The sequence below is a fragment of the Klebsiella sp. GG_Kp175 genome, from assembly GCF_040062325.1.
GTDB lineage: Bacteria > Pseudomonadota > Gammaproteobacteria > Enterobacterales > Enterobacteriaceae > Klebsiella > Klebsiella quasipneumoniae.
In genome coordinates this window covers 22,145-47,603 of sequence record NZ_JBEAFX010000019.1, presented here as the reverse complement: position 1 = coordinate 47,603, position 25,459 = coordinate 22,145, and the positions used below count along the sequence as shown (strand labels likewise).

Here is a 25,459-nt window from a genome sequence, read left to right as displayed (position 1 = left end):
TCTTGTTGTTATCGGGTGCAGAGGGGGTAGGTCAGTCGCCGGCGACGCCCACCTGTTTTCCGCGGCGTTTCTCAATCGCCCACTTGAGTAACGCCGCACAGCGATAAAATCCGTGGGCGAATTTTCCATACGGCAGGGTTAAGAACAGGGCCATCACCACCCCGAGGTGGATGGCGAGCAGGATGCCCATCCACGAGGTATCCCGCCCCGCCAACAGCGCCAGGCCAGTGAAGCTGGTCAGCAGCAGCAGCAGAATAAATCCGCGATCCATCGGCTTCTGCCGCGCGTCGCCGTGCAGCGGCGAGCGGCGCAGGTTCAGCCACAGCAGGCCCGCCGGGCCGACCAGCAGGCCGATGCCGCCGAGGGTGCCGAGCAGCACCGGCAGGCTGAAGAACGGGTAGGGGGCTTCCCGGCCGGCGATATAGTGATAGCCCGTGGCCACCACGGTGGCGGCGAAGCAGAGCATAAAACCGTAGAAGGTGCAGTGGTGGAATCGGCGGCGCAGCAGGGTGAAGGCGTCATCGGCTTCGTTGCAGCCTTTCCCGTGCCCGCCGTCGAGATATTTCAGCGTCAGCGCATCATGGGATGCCTTCGCGATATCAATCGGTTGCGGCTGGCCAGGGGAGATCTCGCGCCAGAAGCGGATCACCCCGGTCATCAGTAAGCCAATCGCCAGCACAAAGACCGAGCCAAACATCCACGCCAGCAGGTTATGGGGGAATATCTGGTAGAAGTCGCCCGCCAGCGGCGGATGAAGCAGCGAGCCTTTGAGCCCCATCGCCAGCAGCAGAAAGATAATCAGGCCGCCGACCAGCGCCAGCACGGTGGTCATGCCGGCCCGGCGGTACAGGCTGCCAAAGGCGGCGGGCTGGGCGTAGTGTTGATAGGTCTCGAGCCGGACTTCGGCCATCGCCTTCGGCACGTTAATGGCGAACTCGTGCGGTGGCGCGTACTGGCAGGCGTGCAGGCAAGCGCCGCAGTTATGGCACAGGTTAGCCAGATAGTTGATATCCGCCTTGCCAAAGGCCAGGCGCTGGGTCATCGCCGGGAACACGGCGCAAAACCCTTCGCAGTAGCGGCAGGCGTTACACACCTGCATCACCCGTTCGACTTCCGCTTCCGGTTCGGTGATGATCTGCGCGTCAATGATCAGCTTTTCAAGCGACTTCATGGTGTTTCTCCTGCTGCGCCGCCCGGGCGGCTTGCTGGCCGGCGATACGGCCGAAGGTGGTGCCGATCGACATCCCAACGCCGGCGGTGTAGCCCTTGCCCAGCACGTTGCCAGCCATCATTTCCCCGGCGACGAACAGATTACGGCTGGGTTGACCGGCGAAATGGACGGCGGCGGTGTCGTCGACGTAGAGCCCGAGGTAGGTGAAGGTGATCCCCGGACGCAGGGCGTAGCCGTAGTAAGGCGGCGTATCGATGGGGCGCGCCCAGTGAGTTTTCGCCGGGGTGAGGCCAGAGGTCGCGCAGTTATCCAGGCGGGTGTGATCGAACTGGCCCGGCGCGCAGGCGGCATTATAGTCGGCGATGGTTTGCGCTAAGCGTTCGCCGTCAAGCCCCAGCTGGCGGGCCAGTTCCGCGATGGTATTGGCCTGAGCGCCGGGAAAGACCGGGGGCATAAAGTGGCCGATGGCTTTGCTGTCGATGATCGAGTAGCCGATCTGGCCGGGCTGGTGGGCGACCAGTCGGCCCCAGATGGCGTAGCGTTTAGGCCAGAAATCTTCCCCTTCATCATAAAAGCGCACGGCATCGCGGTTGACCACCACCCCCAGCGAAACGCAGTCGACGCGGGTGCAGATCCCGCCGTCATAGAGCGGCGCCCGGGCGTCAATGGCGACGCAGTGGGACTGAGAAGGATCGCCGATGATATCGGCCCCGGCGTCGATCATAAACTTGAGCAGCACCCCCTGGTTGAAGCGCGTGCCGCGTATGAGAAAGTTATCGGCGGGCCATTCGCCGCGGTCATTTTGCCCCCAGGCCTCGCGCAGCCACTCGCGGTTGGATTCAAATCCGCCGGCGGCGAGAACGCAGCTTTTCGCGACAATCCGTTCCTCGCCCGCCAGCGCGGCGACAAATTCACCGTTGCGCAGTTCCAGGGCCTGTACCGGCGTGTTGTAGCGGATCTGCACCCCCATTTGCTCTGCGCTGCGGTAATAGGCATTGACCAGCGCTTTGCCGCCGCCCATAAAAAAGGCGTTGGTGCGGGCCACGTGCAGGGCGCCGGAGAGCGGCGGCTGAAAGTTAACCCCGTGCTGGCGCATCCAGTCCCGGCACTGGGATGAGGTGCGGATCACCAGCCGGGCCAGCGCTTCGTTGGTGTTCCCTTCGGTGACGCGCAGCAGATCCTGCCAGTACTCCTCTTCCGGGTAGCTGTCGACCAGCACATCCTGTGGCGCATCGTGCATACAGCGCAGGTTACGCGTGTGCTGCGAGTTGCCGCCTCGCCACTCCCGCGGCGCCGCCTCCAGCAGCAGCACCGAGGCGCCGGCTTCCCGGGCGGTTAAGGCGGCGCATAGCGCGGCATTGCCGCCGCCAATGACCAGTACATCCACCATTATCGGTTCCCTTGTAATTTAATTAATTGTTAAATTTGTAATGGGAATGTAGGCGGTAACGGCGGCAGGGCGCTATGGCGTAGCGCTAAAGAGGGGTTTAGTTAACGTAAAGGGTAGCACCTGGCCAGCGATCGGACTCCACCAGCTGGCGCATGACTTTGCTCAGTATTACCCTTGCCGCAAGGCCTGCCGGGGTGAGCTCATCATCCGACAGGCTGACCAGAAAGTTGGGGCGGCTGAGGACCGGATTAGCGATGCCGATCACCCTCAGCGCCTGATGGTCGAGATGGGAAATGGCGGCCCCGGGCTGCAGGGTGGCGCCCAGCCCGCTGCGCACGGCCTGCATCAGCAGGGCCAGACCGTCAATGTCCGCCACCACCTCAACGCTGAGGTTGTGCTGCTGGCAAACCGCCTCCAGCCTGCCGCGCAGGCCGTGGCCCTGGCTTGGCATAATCAGCGGCAGGGTGGTGAGCTGGTCAGGGGAAACAGGGTCATCCGGCAGCGAGGCCAACAGCGCATGGGTGCCAATCAGGAACAGGCGCTCTTCGAGCACCGGTCTGGCGCTCCAGCGCAGGATCTTCTCCTGCTGGAAGACGATGGCTAAATCCAGCTGGCGGGTGTTGATCATCCGCTCCAGATTCCCGGAGAGGCTTTCCACCAGGTGCAGGCGGACGTCGGGGTAGCTCTCGCGCATCGCGTTGATGAACGGAACGCCAAGAACGGAGGCGGTACTGGGGGCCATGCCGACGCTGACGTGGCCCGACAGCCGCGCCTCGCGGGCGGCGAGGATGGCATCATCGGCATGACGCAGCGCCAGCTGCGCCTGTGAGTAGAAAGCGAGGCCCGCGCTGGTGGGCGTCACGCCGCGGGAGGTCCGCTGCAGGAGGCGAATGGCCAGCTCATTTTCCAGACGCGCGATCTGCTGGCTGAGCGCCGAGACGCCGATATTCAGATCGAGCGCGGCGCGGCCCATGCTGCCGGTTTCAACAATGCGCGTAAAATAGCGTAGCTGGCGAAGTTCCATATCAACTCTCCGGACAAAGCGGGGACTCGCGAGGGGCGCCACCGGGACGTGAGCGGGAAGCGCGGCAGAAGCGCCCATAAAAAAGCCAACCGGCAGGTTGGCTTTTCAGAGCAGGCGAAGCGGGGAATTACTTTTCCACCGCGTCGTGGGCGTGTTCGTCCTCGCGGCAATCACCTTCCGCACAGTGACCGTACAGATACAGACTGTGGTTGGTCAGGCGGATGCCGTGACGGGACGCGATTTCACGCTGGCGTGCTTCGATAGAGTCATCACTGAATTCGATCACTTTGCCGCAGTCGAGGCAGATCAGGTGATCGTGGTGATGCTGCTGAGTCAGTTCGAAAACGGATTTACCGCCTTCAAAATTATGACGAGTCACGATACCGGCGTCATCAAACTGGTTGAGGACGCGGTAAACGGTCGCCAGACCAATCTCTTCGCCCATGTCGATCAGGCGTTTATATAAGTCTTCCGCACTGACATGATGGTTATCCGGTTCCTGCAGCACTTCAAGGATTTTCAGTCGAGGAAGTGTGACTTTCAGGCCAGCCTTCTTTAATGCGGTATTGTTGTCAGTCATGCGGAATCTGTCCTGTTGCTAAACGATCTACTTCCTTCAACGGAAGTCATACAGAAATTAACCCGACGTAATGCGTCTCATTATAGAACTGCCACTGGTAAATGAAAACTGCAAGTATCGGGCCTGGTTTGCTGTCAAAAACGAGGCACCAGCTACAAACTGCGTCACGTGCCTCGTAGAATCAGAGGACATTGTACAGATATGTGATTAAAAGTTAAAAACTTGTAGCTATTAGTTTGATTGCTTTTGTCTATTAATGCGACGCAACTCAATGATTGCGCCGCTTAATCATCAGGCGTTTTTGATTTCTTCGAGGTGCAGCTCTTCGGCCACCTGCTTCACCCACTTCTCAACGCGCTCGTTGGTCAGCTCCGGCTGGCGGTCTTCATCAATGGCGAGGCCGACGAAGTGGTCGTCATCCGCCAGGCCTTTAGAGGCCTCGAAGTGATAGCCGGCAGTCGGCCAGTGGCCAACGATGGTCGCGCCGCGCGGCTCAATGATGTCGCGGATGGTGCCCAGCGCATCGCAGAAGTACTCTGCGTAGTCTTCCTGGTCGCCGCAGCCGAACAGCGCCACCAGTTTGCCGTTAAAGTCGATCTCTTCCAGCGTCGGGAAGAAGTCGTCCCAGTCACACTGCGCTTCACCGTAGTACCAGGTCGGGATGCCGAGCAGCAGGATGTCGTGGGCTTCCAGATCTTCTTTGCTGCTTTTGGCAATGTCGTGAACATCAGCAACATCTTTACCAAGCTGCTTTTGAATCATTTTTGCAATATTTTCGGTGTTGCCGGTGTCGCTGCCAAAAAAGATGCCGATGATTGCCATGAGTAAAATAACCTCTTGAAACTTAAATGATGTGGTAGGGACGCGATGCCCACAGATAACGGCAATCATAGCAGAACAGGCAAGGGCGCGGAAACAGCAATCACGCCCGACTGCACACTCTGCTACATGAATGCGGATTTTTCGCGGAAAGTTAGAGTTTTCCCTGGCTGCGCAGGGCGGTTAATTGCGTCATCAGCATCTCTTCAATGAGATCGCTGCGGCTCATATTACGCGCTTCCGCCAGTTCGTTAAGCGCATCGACCGCGTCGGCGTTGAGCTTTAGCTCCACGCGCTTCAGCCCGCGCACTTTATCGCGTTTCAGCTGATTACGTTTGTTGATGCGCAGTTGTTCATCGCGCGACAGCGGATTGGTTTTCGGTCTTCCCGGGCGACGCTCGTTTGCGAACAAATCTAATGTCGTACGGTCCGTTTGTTCTTTTGCCATGATTCTGAGTGACTTCGGGGAAACAAGCTGCCGGGCTCTAGCCGGCGCAGATAGCGCGCCATCATACATCAGGCGAACGGCTGCGCCAACGACCGCGGGCATTCTGCGGCGCGGTCGGGCATATTTTAGCCAATCAGGCGGCTATGCTCGTCAGATAGCGGCGGATCGCGCGCAACACCGCCTCGGGTTTCTCGGCATGGACCCAATGTCCGGCGCCGGCAATGACGTGGGCCCGAGCCTGCGGGAACTGGGCCAGCAGCGCGTCGCGGTAGGCGTCGGTCACATAGGGGGAGTTGCCGCCGGGAATAAACTGCGTTGGGTGCGGCCAGGCCGGGATGGTTTCCCAGCCGACGATATGCGGGTACTGGTCCCACAGCACCGGGACGTTGAAGCGCCAGTCGCCGTCGACGAAAGATTTCAACAGGAACTGAATCACGCCCTCTTCCTGCAGATGCTCGCGCATCACCTGCGCCGCCTGCTGGCGAGTGCTGGCGGCGGATTCGCTGACGGCGCGGATAGCGGCGAAGATCTCATCATGGCGGCGAACGTGATAATCCACCGGCGCGATATCAATAGCCACCAGACCGCTGATGCGCTCCGGGGCCAGGGCGGTCAACGCCATCACCGCTTTGCCGCCCATCGAATGGCCGATAAAGGTGGCCCGTTCAATCTGATGTGCATCGAGCGTGTCGAGCAGATCCTGCGCCATCGCGGGGTAGGTCATCTCTGGCGACCGCGGCGACAAACCGTGGTTGCGCATATCGACCTGCAGAATATCGTGGTCGGCGATCAGGTCGCGGGCGAGGATGCCCAGGTTGTCCTGGCTGCCAAACAGACCATGGACCAGCACGATCGGGGAGTGGTTGTGCGGATTCTGTGCAGATTGCGCTCGGCTATTTAATTTCATGGCAAAGTTCTTTTTTTCGCTCCGTCGGGTTAGGGTATTATGTTGGACATTCTGCCATCCGGCTGCAAGACCCAGAAGTTTTCTGAGTTTTACCGCCATCCTGGTTTGACGCTATCCGCGGTTGGGATTTGTACTTATAATCCCAACGATTTGTATTCAGAAAAGATATCGCACTGGATTAAGATGAAAACAATTGAAGTTGATGATGAACTCTACCGCTATATTGCCAGCCACACTCTGCATATCGGCGAGAGCGCATCCGACATTTTACGGCGTATGCTGAAATTTTCCGCCGTTTCCCAACCGGCTACACCGGTCAGCAAAGCCGCGCCGACGCTGGCGCCCACGCCTGCCGCTGAGGTGAAAACCGCTAACCCGGTGAAAGATAAAGTCCGCGCCATGCGCGAGATGCTGTTATCTGATGAATACGCCGAGCAGAAGCGCGCGGTGAACCGTTTTATGCTGGTGTTGACCACCCTCTATTCCCTGGACAGTAAAGCATTTGCCGAGGCCACTGAGTCTCTGCACGGCCGCACGCGCGTTTACTTCGCGGAAGATGCGCGTACGCTGCTGAAAAGCGGTAATCAGACCAAACCGAAACAGGTTCCTGGTACACCGTGGTGGGTGATCACCAATACCAATACCGGCCGTAAATGCAGCATGATTGAGCACATCATGCAGTCGATGCAGTTCCCTGCGGAGCTGATTGAAAAGGTTTGCGGCACGATCTAGCTTTTTAACATTTGCACCAGAAGGATCAGGCAATGGCAATCGATAAACGTGCGGGGCAGCCTGCGCAACAGAGTGATTTGATTAACGTCGCCCAACTGACTGCTCAGTACTACGTGCTGAAGCCTGAAGTCGGTAATGCGGAGCATGCGGTCAAATTCGGCACCTCCGGCCATCGCGGCAGCGCGGCGCGTCACAACTTCAACGAACCGCATATCCTGGCCATCGCCCAGGCTATTGCGGAAGATCGTGCGAAGAACGGGATCACCGGTCCGTGCTATGTCGGTAAAGATACCCACGCCCTGTCCGAGCCGGCGTTTATTTCGGTGCTGGAAGTGTTAACCGCCAACGGCGTTGACGTTATCGTTCAGGAAAACAACGGCTTCACCCCGACGCCGGCGGTCTCCAACGCGATTCTGGTGCATAACAAAAAAGGCGGTCCGCTGGCGGACGGCATTGTGATCACCCCGTCACACAACCCGCCGGAAGATGGCGGTATCAAGTACAACCCGCCAAACGGCGGTCCGGCTGATACCAACGTCACCAAAGTGGTGGAAAACCGTGCCAACGAACTGCTGGCCGCTGGCCTGCAGGGTGTGAAACGCATTTCTCTGGACGCGGCGCTGGCTTCCGGCCACGTCAAAGAGCAGGATCTGGTGCAGCCGTTCATTGAAGGCCTGGCGGACATCGTCGACATGGCGGCGATCCAGAAAGCGGGCCTGACGCTGGGCGTCGATCCGCTGGGCGGTTCCGGTATCGAATACTGGAAGCGCATTGGCGAGCACTACAAGCTCAATCTGACCATTGTGAACGACCAGGTGGACCAGACCTTCCGCTTTATGCACCTCGATAAAGACGGCGCCATCCGCATGGACTGCTCCTCGGAATGTGCGATGGCGGGCCTGCTGGCGCTGCGCGATAAGTTCGATCTGGCATTTGCCAATGACCCGGATTACGACCGTCACGGGATTGTCACCCCTGCCGGGCTGATGAATCCGAACCACTACCTGGCGGTGGCGATTAACTACCTGTTCCAGCATCGTCCGCAGTGGGGTAAAGAGGTGGCGGTCGGTAAAACCCTGGTCTCCTCGGCGATGATTGACCGCGTGGTGAACGATCTGGGCCGCAAGCTGGTGGAAGTGCCGGTGGGCTTTAAGTGGTTCGTTGACGGCCTGTTCGACGGCAGCTTCGGCTTCGGCGGCGAAGAGAGCGCCGGGGCCTCCTTCCTGCGCTTCGACGGCACGCCGTGGTCCACCGATAAAGACGGCATCATCATGTGCCTGCTGGCGGCGGAAATCACCGCAGTGACCGGGAAAAACCCGCAGGAGCACTATAACGAGCTGGCGGAACGCTTCGGCGCGCCGAGCTACAACCGTCTGCAGGCTTCCGCGACCTCCGCGCAGAAAGCGGCGCTGTCTAAGCTGTCACCGGAAATGGTCAGCGCTGACACCCTGGCAGGGGATCCGATCACCGCTCGTCTGACCGCGGCGCCGGGCAACGGGGCGGCGATTGGCGGCCTGAAAGTGATGACCGACAACGGCTGGTTTGCGGCACGCCCGTCAGGCACCGAAGACGCCTACAAGATCTACTGCGAAAGCTTCCTCGGCGAAGAACATCGCAAGCTGATTGAAAAAGAAGCGGTAGAGATTGTCAGTGAAGTGCTGAAGAACGCTTAACGGCGCACGATCATCAGGCCCCTTGCGGGCCTGATTTTTTTCGCAAGGATAGCGATGAAAATACAACGGAAGTCCCTGTTTTTGTTCTGGGCGTGGATGGATCTCTTTTTCGTCCTGCAATTCTTATGGTGGAATATTGCCCACCGCCGACTCCCTTTTTACGACGACCTGCTGGCTTATCTCCAGCTGCTGCACACCTGGGGCTCTGCGGCGGTCTGGCTCTATCCGCTAAATGTGCTGCTGATTATCAGCATCCCGTTGTCGATGATCCTCTTTTTCCGTCAGAGCCGCTATGGGCTGTGGCTGGCCTGGGGGCAGGCGCCGCTCAGGCTGGTGTTTATGCAGCCTTCGCTTTCTTTGGGTCTGTGGCTGATTCAGGCCGCCGGCGTCAGGCATTTAGCGATCCTGGCAGGCTTCCTGCTGCTCTCTGAAGGGCTGAAAATCACCAGCCTCTGGTACTGCAGAGGCGGGGCTCAGGGCATAAAGCGATAGCCAATCCCGGTTTCGGTCAGCAGATGCTGAGGGCGCGCCGGATCGGCCTCCAGCTTTTGCCGCAGGTGACCCATATAGATCCGCAGATAATGGCTGTGCTCCACGGCGTTAGGGCCCCACACTTGATTCAGCAGCTGGCGCTGGGTAAGCACTTTGCCGGGATTATTCAATAGCGCCGCCAGCAGGCGAAACTCGATGGGCGTCAGGTGGATCTCTTCGCTGCCGCGCAGGATGCGGCGGGCGGGGATATTGACCTCCAGGTCGGCGAAGCGCACCACCGGCTCGTCGGCCTGCGCCGCGCCGTGGCGACGCAGCGCGACGCGCAGGCGGGCCTGCAGCTCGCCGATGCCAAAGGGTTTACTTAAGTAGTCATCGGCGCCGGCATCCAGGGCGGCAATTTTGTCATGCTCTTCGCTACGCGCTGACAGGACGATAATCGGCATCTGACTCCACTGGCGCAGGTCGCGAATAAAATCAATGCCGTCACCATCCGGCAGGCCGAGATCGAGGATCGCGAGGTCGGGCTTACGGGTGGCGGCTTCGATCAGCCCGCGCTGCAGGGTTTCCGCTTCAAATACGCGCATGCCGTCGGCTTCCAGCGCGGTGCGCAGAAAGCGACGGATAGCGTGTTCGTCTTCGATAATCAGAACGTTAATCACAATTCCTCAGATAGCTCTTCCAGTTCAGGGGGCGTTTCTCCCGGCAGTGTAACACGGAATGAGGCGCCGCCCTCTGGCCGGTTGCTGGCGGAGATGGTCCCGCCGTGGACGTCGACGATGGCCTGACAGATGGCAAGGCCCAGCCCGACGCCGGGGATCGCCGATTCTTTGTTGCCGCGGGCGAATTTATCAAAGATAGCCTGTTCCTGGCCCGCCGGGATCCCTGGACCATTATCCCATACTTCCAGCGACAGCTGCCGGGCGTCCGCTTCGGCGCGAATACCGATGTCCGCCCGGGCGCCGGCATACTTATGGGCATTCTCCAGCAGATTAATCAGCACCCGCTCGAACAGCGGCCCGTCAACATGCACCAGCTGCAGCGGATCGGGTAAATCCAGTTGAACGTGCTGGCCGCCGAGGCTCGGTTCGAGCATGCGCAGCGCGCTGCCGACCACCTCCTCCAGCGTCAGCCACTCCTTGTGCAGATTAAAACCGCCGGACTGGATCCGCGCCATATCCAGCAGGTTGTTCACCAGCCGGGTGGTGTTGAGCACATGCTGGCGGATTTCGTTGGCCTGCGGGGCATGCTTCGAGCCCTCGCTGGCCAGATCGAGGGTCAGGATTTCCGCCTGGCCAAACAGCACGGTCAGCGGGGTACGCAGATCGTGCGAGAGGGCGGCGAGCAGCGAGTTACGCAGGCTTTCGCGCTCGCTGGTTAGTCGGGCCTGCTCTTCGCTGGCGGTCAAGGTGAGACGCTCCAGGGCGCTGGCCACCAACAGGGTGAAGGTCTCCAGCAGCCGCTGCTGCTCCGGGATCATCAGCTGGCGCAGATTCGCCGGCTCCACCACCAGCAGGCCCCAGGTGCGGGCGGCGCTCTTCAGGGGCAGGATCTGATACGGCACGCCGGGCAGGGTATCGGTGCCGGCGCCGGCGGGTTGACCCTTATCAAAGCTCCAGCGGGCGATGGCATCATCCCACGGCGTCAACCCGGGCTGGTGGGTTAAGGGCAGCAGTTTCCCCTGGGCGTCCGGGAGCAGCAGCTGGCTGCGGGCCTGAAAGGTGGAGGCGATAAACCGCTCGCTGGTGGTGGCGATATCCTGCTGGCTACGACCCACCGCCAGCGCTTTGGACATCTCATACAGATGGCGGGTACGCCGCTCGCGGTAGCGCGCCACCCGCGCCTGGTAGCGCACGCCGGCGGTGAGGTTACCGATAAGCAGGCCCACGGTGAGCATCACGCCGAAGGTGAGCAGATACTGGACATCGGACACCGCCAGCGTGCCGCGCGGGGCGACAAAAAAGAGATCGAAGCTGATAACGTTAATCACCGTCGCCAGGACCGACGGCCAGCGGCCGTAGAGCAGAGCGATGATCACCACCCCCAGCAGATAGAGCATCACCAGGTTAGCGGCTTCGAAGGCCATCAGCCACTGCATGGCCACCAGGGTAATGATGGCGCACAGCGCCACCGCCACCGCGCAGCCCTGCAGCTGCAGGCGCCATTTCTCCAGCGCCGGACGACTGTCGCTGGCGCGCACCGGAAAGGGGAAGGGTTTTTCATCCAGGGCGATGACCACCAGATCGAGGTCCGGCGCGTGGCGAGCCAGACGGTCGGCAAAACCGCTACGATCCCACCAGCGGCGCTTGCTCTGGCGGCCGATGACAATTTTCCCAAGGTTGTGTTCGCGGGCGTAATGGAGAACCGCTTTCTCTTCTGACGGGTCGGAGAGGGTGGCGGTTTCGGCGCCCAGCTCCTGGGCCAGACGCAGCGCGGCGAGGATGGCCCGTCGCCGGGCTTCCGGCAGGCGGTGCAGGGAAGGGGTCTCGACATACACCGCATGCCAGACGCTGCCCAGACGGGCGGCGAGCCGTGCGGCGGTACGCACCAGCTTTTCGCTGCCGGTGTTGTGCCCGATACAGAGCAGGATCGCGTCGCGGGTGTGCCAGACTTTCTCCTGGCCCTGGCGGTCGCGCCAGGCGCGCATCTGCTCATCGACGCGATCGGCGGTGCGGCGCAGGGCCAGTTCACGCAGCGCAATCAGGTTCCCTTTGCGGAAAAAGTTCTCGATAGCGCGCTCGGCCTGGCCACCGATATAGACTTTGCCCTCATTGAGCCGCTGGCGCAGATCGTCAGGGGGCAGATCCACCAGCACCACGTCGTCCGCGGCGTCAAAGAAGGGATCGGGGACGGTCTCTCGCACCTGCACGCCGGTGATCCCGCTGACGACGTCATTCAGACTTTCCAGATGCTGGACGTTAACGGTGGTGAAGACGTCAATCCCTGCCTCCAGCAGTTCGTCCACATCCTGCCAGCGCTTTGGATGGCGGGAGCCGGGGGCATTACTGTGCGCCAGCTCATCCACCAGAATCAGCGCCGGACGGCGGGCGAGGGCGGCGTCGAGATCGAACTCATACACGTAGCGCCCGCGGTGGGCGAGCCGCCGCGGCGGCAGGGTGCTCAGGCCCTGCAGCATCGCGGCGGTCTCTTTCCGGCCGTGGGTCTCCGCCACGCCAATCAGAATATCCAACCCCTGCGCCCGGAGCCGCTGCGCTTCCGCCAGCATCGCCCAGGTTTTCCCCACCCCGGCGCAGGCGCCGAAGAACACTTTTAGTTTGCCGCGATGCGGGGCGGCGGTGTGCTGCAGCAGGCGGTCAGGGTCCGGACGCAGCGGCTCGTCACTCATTTACTTATCCTTCAGGGCATCCAGCGCCATATTGAGTTGCAGTATATTGACCACCGGCTGGCCAAGGAAGCTCAGCAGCGGCTTTTGTGTGGCCTGGTTAACCAGCGCGGTCACCTGGTCGACGCTCAGCTGGCGCGCTTTGGCCACCCGCGGCGCCTGCCACAGCGCGGCGGCCGGGGTCAGGTTGTTATCGAGACCGCTCGCCGAGGTGGTGACCAGTTCGACCGGCACACGCGGGTCGGCATCCGGGTTTGCGGCGCGCAGGGCCTGCACCCGCTCGCTCACCGCCTTATCCAGCGCCGGGTTGCTGGCGGCGAGGTTGCTGCCGCCAGAGGCCATCGGGTTATCCGCTGTCTCCGCGGTGGCTGACGGGCGACCCTGGAAATAGCCTGCGGCGGTAAAGTTCTGGCCAATCAGCGCCGAGCCGCGCACCTCGCCGTTCATGCGGATCAGCGAGCCGTTGGCCTGTGAGTTAAACCACCACTGCCCCAGGCTGGTGGTCAGCAGAGGATAAACGCCGCCGGTGAGCAGGGTTAACAGAATAAATAGCACAAGTGCTGGACGAATCAATGACATAGTTTGTTCCTCACACCAGACCGCTCAGGGTCAGCAGCAGGTCGATGGCTTTAATACCGATAAAAGGCACCAGCAGACCGCCGAGGCCGTAGATCCACAGATTGCGGCGCAGCATCGCCGAGGCGGAGAGCGGGCGATAGCTCACCCCTTTCAGGGCCAGCGGGATCAGGAAGACGATGATCAGCGCGTTGAAGATAACGGCGCTGAGGATCGCCGACGATGGCGAATGCAGGCCCATCACGTTCAGCATGGCCAGCTGGGGATAGACCGCGGCAAACGCCGCCGGAATAATGGCGAAATATTTCGCCACGTCGTTGGCAATACTGAAGGTGGTCAGCGAGCCGCGCGTCATCAGCATCTGTTTGCCGATATGGACCACCTCAATCAGCTTGGTGGGGTTGGAATCCAGGTCGACCATGTTGCCCGCCTCTTTCGCCGCCTGGGTGCCTGAGTTCATGGCTACCGCCACGTCGGCCTGCGCCAGCGCGGGCGCGTCGTTGGTGCCGTCGCCGGTCATCGCCACCAGCCGACCTTCCGACTGATACTGGCGGATCAGCGCCAGCTTGGCTTCCGGCGTCGCTTCGGCGAGGAAATCGTCGACGCCGGCCTCGGCGGCGATCGCCGCGGCGGTCAGGCGGTTATCGCCGGTGATCATCACCGTTTTAATGCCCATTTTGCGCAGCTGGGCGAAACGTTCTTTGATGCCGCCTTTGACGATATCTTTGAGTGAAATAATCCCCAGCACCTTTTCCCCTTCGGCGACCACCAGCGGCGTGGCCCCCTGGCGGGCGACCTCTTCCACCTGCTTCTCGACATCGGCAGGGAAGTGGCCACCGTTGGCCTCTACGTGGCGGCGAATGGCGTCCACCGACCCTTTGCGGATCATGCGCTGATCGATATTGATGCCGCTCATCCGCGTTTGCGCGGTAAAGGGGACAAAGGTGGCGTGCAGCGACTGCAGATCGCGTTCGCGCAGGTTAAAGCGCTGTTTCGCCAGCACCACGATGCTGCGTCCCTCAGGGGTTTCGTCCGCCAGCGAGGAGAGCTGGGCGGCATCGGCGAGGGTTCGCTCTTCCACACCGCGCGCCGGCAGGAAAGCGGAGGCCTGGCGGTTGCCGAGCGTAATGGTCCCGGTTTTATCCAGCAACAGCACATCAACGTCGCCTGCCGCTTCCACCGCGCGGCCGCTGGTGGCGATCACGTTGGCGCCCAGCATACGGCTCATCCCGGCGACGCCGATGGCCGACAGCAGACCGCCGATGGTGGTCGGGATCAGGCACACCAGCAACGCCACCAGTACGGTGACGCTGACCGCATTGCCGCTCCACGCCGAGAATGGCCAGATGGTGGCGGTGGCCAGCAGGAACACCAGCGTCAGGGCGATCAGCAGGATCGTCAGGGCGATTTCGTTCGGCGTTTTACGGCGCTGGGCGCCTTCCACCATGGCGATCATCCGGTCGAGGAAGGTTTCTCCCGGGTTAACGCTGCAACGGATCACCAGCCAGTCGGAGAGGATGCGCGTCCCGCCGGTCACCGAGGCGAAATCACCGCCGGATTCGCGGATCACCGGAGCAGACTCGCCGGTAATGGCGCTTTCATCCACCGAGGCGCCGCCTTCGATGACTTCACCATCGCAGGGGATAATATCCCCGGCTTCCACCAGCACTACGTCGCCTTTGCGCAGGTCTTCCGCCGGCACGTGGTCGACCGTCGCGTCATGCTGCGGGGCGCGCAGTTTACGGGCGAAGGCCGTTTTTTTCACCCCTTTCAGGCTATTGGCCTGGGCTTTGCTGCGGCCTTCCGCCATCGCTTCGGCAAAGTTGGCGAACAGCACGGTAAACCATAGCCAGATACTGATGGCGGCGGTAAAAGTGGCGCTGCCGGTCAGGGCGCCGCCAGCCATGGCGATGGCCAGCAGGGTGGTTAACAGGCTGCCCACCCAGACGATAAACATCACCGGATTGCGCCACTGCACCATCGGGCTGAGTTTTTTAACGGCATCCAGCAGCGCCTGGCGCACCAGCGTCGGCTCCAGCAGGGCTAATTGTTTGCGACTCATAACAGGGTGCTCCGCATCGCTCAAAGTAAGGAAAAGTGTTCGGCCAGCGGGCCAAGCGCCAGCGCAGGAATAAAGGTCAGGGCGCCAACCAGCAGCACGGTGCCGATCAGCAGACCGATAAACAGGGCGTCGTGGGTGGCCAGGGTGCCGGGGCTGGCCGGTTGAATTTTCTTCGCCACCAGCGAGCCGGCGATAGCCATCACCGGAATGATGACGGCGAAGCGTCCAGCCAGCATGCAGAACGCCAGCAGCAGGTTCCAGAATGGCGTCGCCGCGCCCAGGCCGGCGAAGGCGCTGCCGTTGTTATTGGCCGCCGAAGTGACGGCGTACAGCACTTCGCTAAAGCCGTGCGGTCCGGGGTTGAACATCCCGGCGCGGCCGGCCTCGGTCATCATCGCCAGCGCCGTGCCGAGCAGCACCAGCGTCGGGGTGACCAGAATGGCCAGGGCGATCATTTTCATTTCCCGGACATCGATTTTCTTTCCGAGGTACTCCGGGGTGCGGCCGACCATCAGGCCGGCGATAAACACCGCCAGCATAACGAACAGCAGCATGCCATAGAGACCCGAGCCGACGCCGCCGAACACCACTTCGCCAATCTGCATCAGCCACATCGGCACCATCCCGCCCAGCGCGGTGAAGGAGTCATGCATGGCGTTGACCGCGCCGCAGGAGGCGGCGGTGGTGATCACCGCGAACAGACTGCTGGCGAGAATACCGAAGCGGCTCTCTTTACCTTCCATATTCAGGCTGCTGTCGGCGCCCAGCGTCATCAGGTGCGGGTTGCCGCGGGTTTCCGCCCACATCACCACGGCGACGCAGAGGATAAAGATCAGCGTCATCGCCCACAGGATGGCGCGCCCCTGGCGGCGATCGCTCACCACCTCGCCGAAGGCGAAGCACAGCGCCGCCGGGATCAGGAAGATGGCCAGCATCTGCACGAGATTGGTCAGCGCCGTCGGGTTTTCAAACGGATGGGCGGAGTTGGCGTTAAAGAAACCGCCGCCGTTGGTGCCCAGCAGCTTAATCGCTTCCTGTGAGGCGACGGGCCCCATCGGCAGCAGCTGGTGCGCCCCTTCGAGGGTGGTAAAGGGCTGGTAGGCCTGCAGGTTCTGCGGCACGCCCTGCTGAATAAAGAACAGGGCCACCAGCAGAGAGAGCGGCAGCAGCAGCCACAGGGTAATGCGCGTCAGGTCGACCCAGGCATTGCCGAGGGTGGACATTTTCTGCCGGGCGAAGGCGCGGGTCAGGGCGAAGACCACGGCGATGCCGGTAGCGGCGGAGAGGAAATTCTGCACCGTCAGCCCCACCATCTGGCTGAGATAGCTCATGGTGCTTTCGCCGGCGTAGGCCTGCCAGTTCGTATTGCTGACAAAGCTGACCGCGGTGTTGAGCGCCAGATCCCACGTCAGCCCCGGCAGGTGCTGCGGGTTAAACGGCAGCACGCCCTGCAGCATCAGCAGGGCAAACAGCGCCAGGCCGCCGAGGGCGTTGAACAGCAGGAGCGCCAGCAAATACTGCAGCCAGCCCATCTCTTCGGCGCGGATCCCGGCCACGCGCCACAGGACGCGCTCGACCCCGGCCAGGCCGGGAAGCGGGATGTCATTCACCATTCTTGCCAGACACATCCCCAGCGGGCGCGCCAGCACCAGCAAAACCAGCAGATAGCTGGCTAATAATAAAAATCCCTGGGCAGCCATCAGAATGCCTCCGCATGTATCAAGGCATAAACCAGATAAGCCAGTAACAGGAACACCAGCCCAACGCCAGTGAGTACGCCTGCAGTCACAATCCACCTCCGGGTGTGTTTTTGATTTACCAGGAGAATAGAAATTACGGCGCAAAGATTTCGCAAAAATCCGCGGGCGCGGTGTAAAAAAAGTATAAAAATGACAAAGGCACAAATTAACTAATGGTTAGTATTAATTTAACTTTTTTGTAACTAATTTACGTGGCGAATGTAAATTAAGTATAAATACGTGCTTTTTAGTGGTCGGATGAGTAGTAAAATTACAACCAGAGCGGTATTATTTTGCTCAGACAAACATGATTAATTTTCCGGCGCTGCTTGCCGGCCTGACAAAGGGGAGAGAAATGATGGCGTTGTACAAAGCTTATCCTGCTCATATTATTTTGCTGCGTCGTGCTTTCGCCGTCGTGGCTGGCGTCGCGGCGCTGCCGGTGATGCTGTTCTGGAAGGATCGCGCCCGCTATTACAGCTGGCTGCACCGTGTATGGTCGAAAACCAGCGAGCAGCCGGTGTGGATGGCGCAGGCGGAAAAAGCCGCGCACGACTTCTACTAATTCGCCCTGCTGCGAGGAAAACCACTAACCGCCGGTTGCCCCCGGCGGTTTTTTTTCGCCGCTTGTCTACACTCGTTTTCAGGCGCCGCAGCGGAATTGGCAGGTGCTTATTTTGCCGGGGCGCGCTATTTTTGCCGGCTTAGATCATAAGATGAGTTTTGCTGACGGAGTGTGAGGAGTGATATGGCCACCCATCTGGTCTGGTTACGCACGGATTTACGCATTCACGATAACCTGGCGCTGGCCGCCGCCTGCCGCGATCCGCAGGCGCAGGTGCTGGCGCTGTATATTGCCACCCCGGGGCAGTGGCGCGAACATCACCTGGCCCCGCGGCAGGCCGCTTTTATCGCCAGCCATTTGCGCAGTCTGCACGCCGCGCTGGCGGAGCGGGGCATACCGCTGTGGGTAGAAGAGGCGGACGATTTTAGCGCCAGCGTCGAGCGGCTGGCCCATTTCTGCCAGCAGCACCAGGTCAGTCACCTGTTCTACAACTATCAGTACGAATTCAATGAACGCCAGCGCGATGCCGCCGTTGAGAGCTCCTTGAGCGAAGTGATTTGCCAGGGATTTGACGACAGCGTCCTGTTGCCGCCCGGCAGCGTACTGACCGGCGGCGGCGAAATGTATAAAGTCTTCACCCCGTTTAAGAACGCGTTTATTCGCCGGCTGCGGGAAGGATTGCCGGCGTGCGTGGCCGCGCCAAAGCCGCGCCAGGCGCCCGCTCGCCTGGCGCCGCCGGTGCCGGAGCTTAACTATCCGCAAACGCCGTTCGATGGGCTGCTGTTTGCCGCGGATGAAAAAACGGCGCTGGCGCGGCTGCGCGCGTTTTGTCAGCAACCGGCGGCGGATTATGAGGGGCAGCGCGACTTCCCGGCCGTGGAAGGGACCAGTCGCCTGTCGCCCTGCCTGGCCATCGGGGTGCTGTCGCCGCGCCAGTGCCTGCATCGGCTGCTGACGGAACACCCCGCCGCACTGGATGGCGGGGCAGGCGCCACCTGGCTTAATGAGCTGATCTGGCGCGAGTTTTACCGCCATCTGATGGTCTACTATCCGAAACTCTGTAAAGGTCGGCCGTTTGTCGCCTGGACCGATAAGGTCGCCTGGCGCGAAGAGGATGGCGCCCTGCAGGCCTGGCAGCGCGGGGAGACCGGCTTTCCGATTGTCGATGCCGCCATGCGCCAGCTTAACGCCACCGGCTGGATGCATAACCGGTTGCGCATGATTGTCGCCAGCTTCCTGACCAAAGATCTGCGCCTCGACTGGCGGGCAGGGGAGCGCTATTTCATGAGCCAGCTGATTGACGGCGACCTGGCGGCGAACAACGGCGGCTGGCAATGGGCGGCTTCGACGGGCACCGACGCCGCGCCCTATTTCCGCATATTTAATCCCACCACCCAAGGCGAGAAGTTTGATAAGCAGGGGGTGTTTATGCGTCGCTGGCTGCCGGAGCTGGCAAAGGTGCCGGAGAAGGCGCTGCATCAGCCGTGGGTGTGGGCGGATAAACAGGGGGTGACGCTGGATTATCCGCGCCCGATAGTCGATCACAAGCAGGCGCGACAGGAGACGCTGGCGGCCTGGGAGGCCGCCAGAAAGGGGATTATTCCACCGCCAGACGGCGGATCCTGACCTTCAGCGAGTGATACAGCCAGATAACCAGCACTACGCCGACGCAGGCCAGCGCGCCCCAGGTGATCTGGCTGAAGACGTTGATGTAGGCGTCAATGGAATAGTTCACCGCCCCGGCGACGTCGAATGACGCCTGCGAGGTCTGGTCGGCGATAACGCCGGCCAGATAGTTGGCGATGGCCCCGGAGAGCAGCATATAGATGCCGGTCAGCACCCCGGTCACTCCCGGGATCTCAATGCGGGTGATTTGCGACATCGCGACCGGGTCGATAAACAGTTCGGCAAAACCCATCACCGCCAGCCCCAGCACCATCAGCGGCATGGACGACTGGCCATAGGCCGCCGACCAGCGGGCGCTGAGGGTCAAAATGCAGAACCCGGCGCTCATCAGGCCCAGACCGAGGGCAAATTTCCCCCAGATGCGCACGGTGCGGTTACCGCCGACGCTCTCTTTCACCAGCCACGCCAGCACCATGCCGCAGAGCATCACCGCAAAGGCGTTGATCGACTGGAACATAGCGGTAGGGACTTCGTAGCTCATGATATGGCGGTTAACGAAGCGGTCAATATACAGGCTGATGGAGCTGCCGCCCTGTTGGGCGAAGGCCCAGAACAGCAGGCTGAAGGCGGTCAGGACGACGATCAGGCGCAGATCCTTGCGCTGTTTATCGGTCTCGGCACGCAGGTAGATCCGCGCCAGCACCGCGAGGCCAATGGCCGTGGCCACGATCAGGGCATACACCGACCACTCCTGCCAGAACAGCACGGCAATCAGCAGCGGCGCGATGACCAGCAGCACCAGCAGCCAGCCCCAGTTCGGCAGCAGGAAGCGGCGGGCGCACAGCGCCTGGCGGTTCACGCCGGCGGTATGCTGGAAATGACGGTTGCCGCAGAGGAAGATCACCAGTCCCGCCACCATGCCGATGGCCGCCAGGGCAAAGCCCATCGCCCAGCTATACTCCTCCTGAACGTAGCCGCAGGCGATGGGCGCGATGATCGAGCCGATATTGCCCGCGGCATACATCAGCGAGAAGCCGCCATCGCGACGCGGATCGGCGGGTTCGTACAGTTCGCCCAGCAGACAGCTGACGTTGGATTTAAACAACCCGTAGCCGCAGACGATGATCGCCAGCGACAGGTAGAGGAAGGCCGGGGCGGTTTCGCTGGCCCCGAGCACCAGATGGCCAATGGCCATCAGCAGCGCGCCGAGCATGACTGCCATCCGGTTGCCTAACAGCTTATCGGCCAGATAGCCGCCGAGGATCGGCGTTACATAGACCAGCGAACAGTAGGCGCTGAACAGGGCGTAAGCGTGGTTATCGTCATATTTGAGCTGATTGGTGAGATAGAGGATCAGCAGGGCGCGCATGCCGTAGAAGCTAAAATATTCCCAGATTTGCAGCGCCACGACGTAGTAAATCGCCCGCGGTTGCGATGATGTTGTCTTCATGAGAAGTGTGTTTCCTGGCCTAAAGCGAAAGTCGATCGTTCTGCATGAATAGCGTTTAATTAGTCATATTCATGGCTTGAGGGGCTTTCTGATTATTTAATATGCTTTATTAGTGCATAAATATACACGAATGCGCGGCGGGGTGAATAGACAAATTGCGCTATTCGGTAAAAAGTCATCGTCAGTGTCGGAGGCGGACTATCGACGACCCGAATGGATCTGGTTATGTTATGCCTTTGTATACCCTGATTATCTGCTGGAGTGGCGATGAAAAATAGCGAACTGGAACAACTGATAAACGACAAGCTCAATAGTGCAGCCATCAGTGACTTCGCCCCTAACGGTCTGCAGGTGGAAGGGCGCGACACGGTGCACAAGATCGTCACCGGAGTGACGGCCAGCCAGGCGCTGCTGGATGAGGCCGTTCGTCTTCAGGCGGATGCGGTGATTGTCCATCACGGCTATTTCTGGAAAAACGAATCGCCAGTGATCCGCGGTATGAAGCGCCGGCGCCTGAAAACCCTGCTGGCCAATGATATCAATCTCTACGGCTGGCACCTGCCGCTGGATGCCCATCCCGAGCTGGGCAATAACGCGCAACTGGCGCATCTGCTGGGGATTAACGTGCTGGGGGAAATCGAACCGCTGGTGCCCTGGGGCGAACTGTCGATGCCGGTTTCCGGCCTTGAACTGGCCTCATGGATTGAAGCGCGGCTGGGGCGTAAGCCGCTGTGGTGCGGCGATACCGGGCCGGACACCGTCAGCCGCGTCGCCTGGTGTACCGGCGGCGGCCAGAGCTTTATCGACGCCGCGGCGCGCTTTGGCGTGGACGCGTTTATCACCGGCGAGGTGTCGGAACAAACCATCCATTCCGCCCGCGAGCAGGGCCTGCATTTTTATGCCGCCGGCCACCACGCCACCGAGCGGGGCGGTATTCGCGCCCTCAGCGAATGGCTGACGGAAACCACTGACCTGGACGTCACCTTTATTGATATTCCCAACCCTGCCTGACGGGAGAGAGAAAAGTGCAGCGAGCGCGTTGTTATCTGTTAGGAGAAACGGCCGTCGTGCTGGAGCTGGAGCCGCCGGTCACCCTTGAGAGCCAGCAGCGGATCTGGGGCTTAGCCCAGCGTCTGGCGAACCATGAGGAAGTGATTGACGCCATTCCCGGCATGAACAATATCACTGTGGTGCTCCGCCGCCCGCAGGAGGTGGCGTGGGAGGCGATAGACCGTCTGCAGCGCTGGTGGGAGGAGAGCCTCGCGATCGAGCCGGAGTCGCGCTCGCTGACCATTCCGGTCGTCTACGGCGGCGAGGCCGGACCGGATCTCGGGGTGGTGGCGCAGCACAGCGGCCTCAGTGAAAAGCAGGTCGTGGAGCTGCACGCCTCGGTGGAGTATCTGGTCTGGTTTATTGGTTTTCAGCCGGGATTTCCCTACCTGGGCGGGTTGCCAGCGGCGCTGGCGACGCCGCGTCGCGCCGAACCGCGCGTGCACGTCCCGGCCGGGTCGGTGGGTATCGGCGGCGCGCAAACCGGGATCTATCCGCTGGCGACGCCCGGCGGCTGGCAGCTGCTGGGGCGGACCTCGCTAACGCTGTTCGACCCGTCGCGGAAGGAGCCTGCGCTGCTGCGCGTGGGCGATAAAATTCGCTTTGTGCCGCAAAAGGAGGGGGTATGTTGACTCTGATCCGCGCCGGCCTGTACACCTCGGTACAGGACGGTGGACGAGAAGGCCTGCGCCAGTCTGGCATCAGCCGCTGCGGCGCTCTGGATTATCCCTCGCTGGTGATTGCCAATCTGCTGGTTGGCAACGAGGCGAATGCCGCCGGGCTGGAGATTACCCTCGGCCAGGTGGAGATCGAATTTGCCCGCAGCGGCTGGTTTGCGCTGACCGGCGCCGCCTGCGAAGCGACGCTGGACGGTAAAGCGGTCTGGGTGGGCTGGCGCACCGCCTACCGGCCCGGGCAGCGCCTGGTGCTGAAAACGCCGCAGCATGGCATTCGCAGCTATCTGGCGGTGGCGGGCGGGATTGCGGTTCCCGAGGTCCTTGGCTCGCGCTGCACGGATCTCAAGGCGGGGATTGGCGGTCTGGAAGGACGCCGCCTGCAGGACGGCGACAAGCTGAAGCTCGGGAAAGCCGCCCGCCGCTTCACCACCCCGCGCGGCGTCAAGCAGTTGCCGCTGGGCAACCGAATTCGTGCGCTGCCCGGGCCGGAGTACCACGAATTTGACGCGGCCTCGCAGGCGTCATTCTGGCGCGCCCCCTGGAAGCTCAGTCCGCAGAGTAACCGCATGGGGTACCGCCTGCAGGGGCAGCCGCTGAAACGCACCACCGATCGCGAAATGCTGTCGCACGGCCTGCTGCCGGGCGTGGTGCAGGTGCCGCACAACGGCCAGCCCATTGTGCTGATGAACGACGCGCAAACCACCGGCGGCTATCCGCGGATCGCCTGCATCATCGATGCCGATATGTACCAGCTGGCGCAGATCCCACTGGGGCAGCCGATCCATTTCGTGGCCTGCTCGCTGGAGGAGGCGCTGAAGGCGCGGGCCGATCGTCAGCGTTATCTTGAACAACTGGCGTGGAGACTCCACGATGATGATTGATCTCAATGCCGATCTCGGGGAAGGCGGGGCGAACGATAGCGCGCTGCTCCAGCTGGTGTCGTCGGCGAATATCGCCTGTGGTTTTCACGCCGGCGACGCCGGGCTGATGGTGCAGAGCGTGCGCGAGGCGCTGAAGTACGGCGTGGCGGTGGGCGCCCATCCGGGATATCCCGACCGGGAAAATTTTGGCCGCACGGCGATGGATCTGCCGCCGGAAACGGTCTATGCCCAGACGCTGTATCAGATTGGCGCTCTGGCGGCGATCGTTCAGGCTCAGGGCGGCGAGTTGCAGCACGTAAAGCCGCACGGCATGCTCTACAACCAGGCGGCCAAATCGCCGCCGCTGGCCGACGCGATCGCCCGCGCGGTCCGCGATGTTAACCCGCAGCTGGTGCTGGTGGGTCTGGCGGGCAGCGAACTGATCCGCGCTGGGCAACGCTATGGCTTGACGACGCGTCAGGAGGTGTTTGCCGATCGCGGTTATCTGGCCGACGGCAGCCTGGTGCCGCGCACCGAGCCTGGCGCGCTGATTGACAGCGAAGAGCAGGCCCTGGCGCAAACCCTCGAAATGGTGCAACACCACCGGGTGCGTAGCGTCAGCGGCGAATGGGCGAACGTGGTGGCGCAGACGGTATGTCTGCATGGCGATGGTCCGCATGCCCTCGAATTTGCCCGCCGTTTGCGGGCGGCGTTCGCCGGGCGCCATATTATGGTCAGCGCTCAGCCAGAGGCTGAGATATGACAATCTGAAGGACCGCGAAGGAGAAGACGATGGCGGGCGTATTACTCACCGGTTTTGAACCCTTTGACGGCGAGACGGTGAACCCTTCCTGGGAAGTGGTGCAGCAGCTTGACGGTACAATGATTGCTGGTCAGCCGGTGATCGCCAGGCAGCTTCCCTGCGTGTTTGGCGAGGCGCTGTCGGCGCTGGACGCGGCGATTGAAGACCTGCAGCCGAAGCTGGTTATCGCGGTGGGACAGGCCGGCGGCCGGGTCGATATCAGCGTCGAACGTGTGGCGATTAACGTCGATGATGCGCGTATCCCCGATAACAAAGGCCAGCAACCCATCGACACGCCGATCGTCGACGGCGGGCCGGCCGCGTGGTTCAGCACCTTGCCGATCAAAGCGATCGTCAGCGCGCTGCGCGATCGCGGGATCCCGGCCTCGGTGTCGCAAACCGCCGGCACCTTCGTCTGCAATCACGTCATGTACGGTCTGCTGCACAAGCTGCAGGGACAGAATGAGGTAAGGGGCGGGTTTATCCATATTCCATGGCTACCGGCGCAGGCGGCGGCCCATCCCGGCGAGCCGAGTATGGCGACCGCCACCGTGCGGGAAGCGCTGGAGACGGCCATAGCCGTAGCCCTGCACCAGCCGGTGGATAGTAAACTGGGCGGCGGCGCCACCCACTAACAGAAGGATGACAGTATGCCGGAAGGTCCGGAGATCCGCCGCGCGGCGGATACACTGGAGGCAGCAATCAAAGACGAACCCTTAACCGACGTCTGGTTCGCTTTTCCCCGGTTGCAACCCTATCAAACCGAACTGATTGGTCAGCGGGTTACCCATATCGATACCCGGGGCAAAGCCCTGCTGACCCGCTTCTCCGGCGGCCTGACCCTGTACAGCCATAATCAGCTGTACGGCGTCTGGCGCGTGGTTGAGACCGGCGAACAGCCTGCCTCTAACCGGGTGCTGCGCGTCAGGCTACAGACGGCCAGCAAGGCGATTTTGCTCTACAGCGCGTCGGACATTGAGATGCTCACGGCGGAGCAGGAGGCCAACCATCCGTTCTTGCTGCGCGTCGGTCCGGACGTGCTGGATATGACGTTAACCGCGGAGCAGGTGAAAGCGCGACTGCTGTCGGCCAAATTCCGCAATCGTCAGTTTTCCGGCCTGCTGCTGGATCAGGCTTTTCTTGCCGGTCTGGGTAACTATCTGCGGGTGGAAATCCTCTGGCAGGTGGGGCTGACCGGGGGGCATAAGGCCTCGGAGCTTAATGAAACACAGCTGGATGCGCTGGCGCACGCGCTACTCGATATCCCGCGGCTTTCTTATCGCACTCGCGGCCAGCCCGATAACAACAAGCACCACGGTGCGCTGTTCCGCTTTAAGGTCTTCCATCGCGATGGGGAAAAGTGCGAGCGCTGCGGGGGCGTGATTGAGAAGACCATGCTCTCATCGCGGCCGTTTTACTGGTGCCCGCACTGCCAGCATTAAGCCGGCAGCAGGCAGTGTCAGCGCCAGGCTTCAT

The 25,459-nt window shown here is 61.4% G+C and carries 25 protein-coding genes; 11 read left to right on the top strand and 14 right to left on the bottom strand.

Going from position 1 to position 25,459, the window contains the following annotated elements; all coding sequences use genetic code 11:
- Window positions 1-31: 31 nt before the first annotated feature.
- The 7 genes from tcuB to ybfF all read right to left on the bottom strand — a co-directional run bounded on the left by tcuB (window position 32) and on the right by ybfF (window position 6,339).
- Window positions 32-1,171, bottom strand: coding sequence for a tricarballylate utilization 4Fe-4S protein TcuB (tcuB, locus tag ABLU73_RS21560; protein WP_004885947.1), 1,140 nt, complete (start codon window positions 1,169-1,171; stop codon window positions 32-34).
- On the bottom strand, window positions 1,158-2,561 hold the full coding sequence (tcuA, locus tag ABLU73_RS21555; RefSeq protein WP_017901423.1) for an FAD-dependent tricarballylate dehydrogenase TcuA: 1,404 nt from the start codon (window positions 2,559-2,561) through the stop codon (window positions 1,158-1,160). The genes tcuB and tcuA overlap by 14 nt, the downstream gene beginning before the upstream one ends.
- A gap of 97 nt (window positions 2,562-2,658) precedes the next feature.
- A complete protein-coding gene (gene tcuR / locus ABLU73_RS21550; RefSeq protein WP_004885949.1) occupies window positions 2,659-3,585 on the bottom strand; it encodes a tricarballylate utilization LysR family transcriptional regulator TcuR in 927 nt (308 codons plus the stop codon).
- Window positions 3,586-3,712: 127 nt separating this feature from the next.
- Window positions 3,713-4,165, bottom strand: coding sequence for a ferric iron uptake transcriptional regulator (gene fur / locus ABLU73_RS21545; protein ID WP_004885952.1), 453 nt, complete (start codon window positions 4,163-4,165; stop codon window positions 3,713-3,715).
- Window positions 4,166-4,456: 291 nt separating this feature from the next.
- On the bottom strand, window positions 4,457-4,987 hold the full coding sequence (fldA, locus tag ABLU73_RS21540; protein ID WP_002894765.1) for a flavodoxin FldA: 531 nt from the start codon (window positions 4,985-4,987) through the stop codon (window positions 4,457-4,459).
- Window positions 4,988-5,138: 151 nt separating this feature from the next.
- Window positions 5,139-5,432, bottom strand: coding sequence for a LexA regulated protein (ybfE, locus tag ABLU73_RS21535; RefSeq protein WP_004885954.1), 294 nt, complete (start codon window positions 5,430-5,432; stop codon window positions 5,139-5,141).
- A gap of 133 nt (window positions 5,433-5,565) precedes the next feature.
- Window positions 5,566-6,339 carry an esterase gene (ybfF, locus tag ABLU73_RS21530; protein ID WP_048294387.1) on the bottom strand — a complete coding sequence of 258 codons (774 nt, stop codon included), beginning with the start codon at window positions 6,337-6,339 and terminating at the stop codon, window positions 5,566-5,568.
- Between the two features lie 183 nt (window positions 6,340-6,522).
- Between ybfF and seqA the strand changes: the two genes are divergently transcribed.
- Genes seqA through ABLU73_RS21515 form a run of 3 tightly spaced genes read left to right on the top strand, consistent with a single transcriptional unit; the run spans window position 6,523 to window position 9,236 of the window.
- Window positions 6,523-7,071, top strand: a complete 549-nt coding sequence (seqA, locus tag ABLU73_RS21525; protein ID WP_004885956.1) for a replication initiation negative regulator SeqA — start codon at window positions 6,523-6,525, stop codon at window positions 7,069-7,071.
- Between the two features lie 32 nt (window positions 7,072-7,103).
- Window positions 7,104-8,744 (top strand): phosphoglucomutase (alpha-D-glucose-1,6-bisphosphate-dependent), encoded by a 1,641-nt coding sequence (gene pgm, locus ABLU73_RS21520; protein ID WP_002894773.1) that lies wholly within the window; start codon window positions 7,104-7,106, stop codon window positions 8,742-8,744.
- Between the two features lie 54 nt (window positions 8,745-8,798).
- Window positions 8,799-9,236, top strand: coding sequence for a hypothetical protein (locus ABLU73_RS21515; protein WP_004885958.1), 438 nt, complete (start codon window positions 8,799-8,801; stop codon window positions 9,234-9,236).
- Here the strand turns inward: ABLU73_RS21515 and kdpE are convergent.
- Genes kdpE through kdpF form a run of 6 tightly spaced genes read right to left on the bottom strand, consistent with a single transcriptional unit; the run spans window position 9,218 to window position 17,003 of the window.
- Complete coding sequence (gene kdpE / locus ABLU73_RS21510) at window positions 9,218-9,895, bottom strand: two-component system response regulator KdpE (protein ID WP_002894776.1); 678 nt, start codon at window positions 9,893-9,895, stop codon at window positions 9,218-9,220. The genes ABLU73_RS21515 and kdpE overlap by 19 nt on opposite strands.
- Window positions 9,892-12,579, bottom strand: a complete 2,688-nt coding sequence (gene kdpD / locus ABLU73_RS21505) for a two-component system sensor histidine kinase KdpD (protein WP_048294388.1) — start codon at window positions 12,577-12,579, stop codon at window positions 9,892-9,894. The genes kdpE and kdpD overlap by 4 nt, the downstream gene beginning before the upstream one ends.
- A complete protein-coding gene (gene kdpC, locus ABLU73_RS21500) occupies window positions 12,580-13,155 on the bottom strand; it encodes a potassium-transporting ATPase subunit KdpC (RefSeq protein ID WP_004885963.1) in 576 nt (191 codons plus the stop codon).
- Between the two features lie 10 nt (window positions 13,156-13,165).
- Window positions 13,166-15,214, bottom strand: a complete 2,049-nt coding sequence (gene kdpB / locus ABLU73_RS21495; RefSeq protein ID WP_004885966.1) for a potassium-transporting ATPase subunit KdpB — start codon at window positions 15,212-15,214, stop codon at window positions 13,166-13,168.
- Between the two features lie 20 nt (window positions 15,215-15,234).
- A complete protein-coding gene (gene kdpA / locus ABLU73_RS21490) occupies window positions 15,235-16,914 on the bottom strand; it encodes a potassium-transporting ATPase subunit KdpA (protein WP_017901418.1) in 1,680 nt (559 codons plus the stop codon).
- On the bottom strand, window positions 16,914-17,003 hold the full coding sequence (kdpF, locus tag ABLU73_RS21485) for a K(+)-transporting ATPase subunit F (RefSeq protein ID WP_020323459.1): 90 nt from the start codon (window positions 17,001-17,003) through the stop codon (window positions 16,914-16,916). The genes kdpA and kdpF overlap by 1 nt, the downstream gene beginning before the upstream one ends.
- Before the next feature lie 305 nt (window positions 17,004-17,308).
- Here kdpF and ABLU73_RS21480 point away from each other — a divergent pair, with 305 nt between their 5' ends.
- On the top strand, window positions 17,309-17,518 hold the full coding sequence (locus ABLU73_RS21480) for a DUF2517 family protein (RefSeq protein WP_004142243.1): 210 nt from the start codon (window positions 17,309-17,311) through the stop codon (window positions 17,516-17,518).
- Window positions 17,519-17,701: 183 nt separating this feature from the next.
- Window positions 17,702-19,144, top strand: a complete 1,443-nt coding sequence (gene phrB / locus ABLU73_RS21475; RefSeq protein WP_094309561.1) for a deoxyribodipyrimidine photo-lyase — start codon at window positions 17,702-17,704, stop codon at window positions 19,142-19,144.
- Here phrB and dtpD read toward each other — a convergent pair.
- Window positions 19,116-20,594 carry a dipeptide permease DtpD gene (gene dtpD, locus ABLU73_RS21470; RefSeq protein WP_264923471.1) on the bottom strand — a complete coding sequence of 493 codons (1,479 nt, stop codon included), beginning with the start codon at window positions 20,592-20,594 and terminating at the stop codon, window positions 19,116-19,118. The genes phrB and dtpD overlap by 29 nt on opposite strands.
- A gap of 267 nt (window positions 20,595-20,861) precedes the next feature.
- On the opposite strand from dtpD, the gene ABLU73_RS21465 reads away from it, so the two are divergent.
- The 6 genes from ABLU73_RS21465 to nei are packed head-to-tail and all read left to right on the top strand — an operon-like array spanning window position 20,862 to window position 25,425.
- A complete protein-coding gene (locus tag ABLU73_RS21465; RefSeq protein ID WP_004885970.1) occupies window positions 20,862-21,605 on the top strand; it encodes a type 2 GTP cyclohydrolase I in 744 nt (247 codons plus the stop codon).
- 14 nt (window positions 21,606-21,619) lie between these two features.
- Window positions 21,620-22,276, top strand: a complete 657-nt coding sequence (gene pxpB / locus ABLU73_RS21460; protein WP_017901415.1) for a 5-oxoprolinase subunit PxpB — start codon at window positions 21,620-21,622, stop codon at window positions 22,274-22,276.
- The gene (pxpC, locus tag ABLU73_RS21455) at window positions 22,270-23,202 is read left to right on the top strand and encodes a 5-oxoprolinase subunit PxpC (RefSeq protein ID WP_004885976.1); all 933 of its coding nucleotides are present in this window, start codon (window positions 22,270-22,272) and stop codon (window positions 23,200-23,202) included. Before pxpB ends, pxpC begins: the two co-directional genes overlap by 7 nt.
- Window positions 23,192-23,944, top strand: coding sequence for a 5-oxoprolinase subunit PxpA (gene pxpA, locus ABLU73_RS21450; RefSeq protein WP_032455730.1), 753 nt, complete (start codon window positions 23,192-23,194; stop codon window positions 23,942-23,944). Before pxpC ends, pxpA begins: the two co-directional genes overlap by 11 nt.
- A gap of 29 nt (window positions 23,945-23,973) precedes the next feature.
- Window positions 23,974-24,618 (top strand): pyroglutamyl-peptidase I, encoded by a 645-nt coding sequence (gene pcp, locus ABLU73_RS21445; protein ID WP_004885979.1) that lies wholly within the window; start codon window positions 23,974-23,976, stop codon window positions 24,616-24,618.
- Window positions 24,619-24,633: 15 nt separating this feature from the next.
- Window positions 24,634-25,425, top strand: coding sequence for an endonuclease VIII (gene nei / locus ABLU73_RS21440; protein WP_264923470.1), 792 nt, complete (start codon window positions 24,634-24,636; stop codon window positions 25,423-25,425).
- Window positions 25,426-25,459 lie beyond the last annotated feature (34 nt).

Excerpts from the sequence above, each read along its gene's own strand:
- kdpC (WP_004885963.1), bottom strand. The coding sequence starts at position 13,155 with ATGTCATTGATTCGTCCAGCACTTGTGCTATTTATTCTGTTAACCCTG.
- tcuB (WP_004885947.1), bottom strand. The coding sequence starts at position 1,171 with ATGAAGTCGCTTGAAAAGCTGATCATTGACGCGCAGATCATCACCGAA.
- tcuR (WP_004885949.1), bottom strand. The coding sequence starts at position 3,585 with ATGGAACTTCGCCAGCTACGCTATTTTACGCGCATTGTTGAAACCGGC.
- ABLU73_RS21515 (WP_004885958.1), top strand. The coding sequence starts at position 8,799 with ATGAAAATACAACGGAAGTCCCTGTTTTTGTTCTGGGCGTGGATGGAT.
- ABLU73_RS21480 (WP_004142243.1), top strand. The coding sequence starts at position 17,309 with ATGATGGCGTTGTACAAAGCTTATCCTGCTCATATTATTTTGCTGCGT.
- kdpD (WP_048294388.1), bottom strand. The coding sequence starts at position 12,579 with ATGAGTGACGAGCCGCTGCGTCCGGACCCTGACCGCCTGCTGCAGCAC.
- ABLU73_RS21465 (WP_004885970.1), top strand. The coding sequence starts at position 20,862 with ATGAAAAATAGCGAACTGGAACAACTGATAAACGACAAGCTCAATAGT.
- phrB (WP_094309561.1), top strand. The coding sequence starts at position 17,702 with ATGGCCACCCATCTGGTCTGGTTACGCACGGATTTACGCATTCACGAT.
- seqA (WP_004885956.1), top strand. The coding sequence starts at position 6,523 with ATGAAAACAATTGAAGTTGATGATGAACTCTACCGCTATATTGCCAGC.
- pgm (WP_002894773.1), top strand. The coding sequence starts at position 7,104 with ATGGCAATCGATAAACGTGCGGGGCAGCCTGCGCAACAGAGTGATTTG.
- dtpD (WP_264923471.1), bottom strand. The coding sequence starts at position 20,594 with ATGAAGACAACATCATCGCAACCGCGGGCGATTTACTACGTCGTGGCG.
- ybfE (WP_004885954.1), bottom strand. The coding sequence starts at position 5,432 with ATGGCAAAAGAACAAACGGACCGTACGACATTAGATTTGTTCGCAAAC.
- ybfF (WP_048294387.1), bottom strand. The coding sequence starts at position 6,339 with ATGAAATTAAATAGCCGAGCGCAATCTGCACAGAATCCGCACAACCAC.
- fur (WP_004885952.1), bottom strand. The coding sequence starts at position 4,165 with ATGACTGACAACAATACCGCATTAAAGAAGGCTGGCCTGAAAGTCACA.
- tcuA (WP_017901423.1), bottom strand. The coding sequence starts at position 2,561 with ATGGTGGATGTACTGGTCATTGGCGGCGGCAATGCCGCGCTATGCGCC.
- fldA (WP_002894765.1), bottom strand. The coding sequence starts at position 4,987 with ATGGCAATCATCGGCATCTTTTTTGGCAGCGACACCGGCAACACCGAA.
- pcp (WP_004885979.1), top strand. The coding sequence starts at position 23,974 with ATGGCGGGCGTATTACTCACCGGTTTTGAACCCTTTGACGGCGAGACG.
- nei (WP_264923470.1), top strand. The coding sequence starts at position 24,634 with ATGCCGGAAGGTCCGGAGATCCGCCGCGCGGCGGATACACTGGAGGCA.
- kdpB (WP_004885966.1), bottom strand. The coding sequence starts at position 15,214 with ATGAGTCGCAAACAATTAGCCCTGCTGGAGCCGACGCTGGTGCGCCAG.
- kdpA (WP_017901418.1), bottom strand. The coding sequence starts at position 16,914 with ATGGCTGCCCAGGGATTTTTATTATTAGCCAGCTATCTGCTGGTTTTG.
- pxpA (WP_032455730.1), top strand. The coding sequence starts at position 23,192 with ATGATGATTGATCTCAATGCCGATCTCGGGGAAGGCGGGGCGAACGAT.
- pxpC (WP_004885976.1), top strand. The coding sequence starts at position 22,270 with ATGTTGACTCTGATCCGCGCCGGCCTGTACACCTCGGTACAGGACGGT.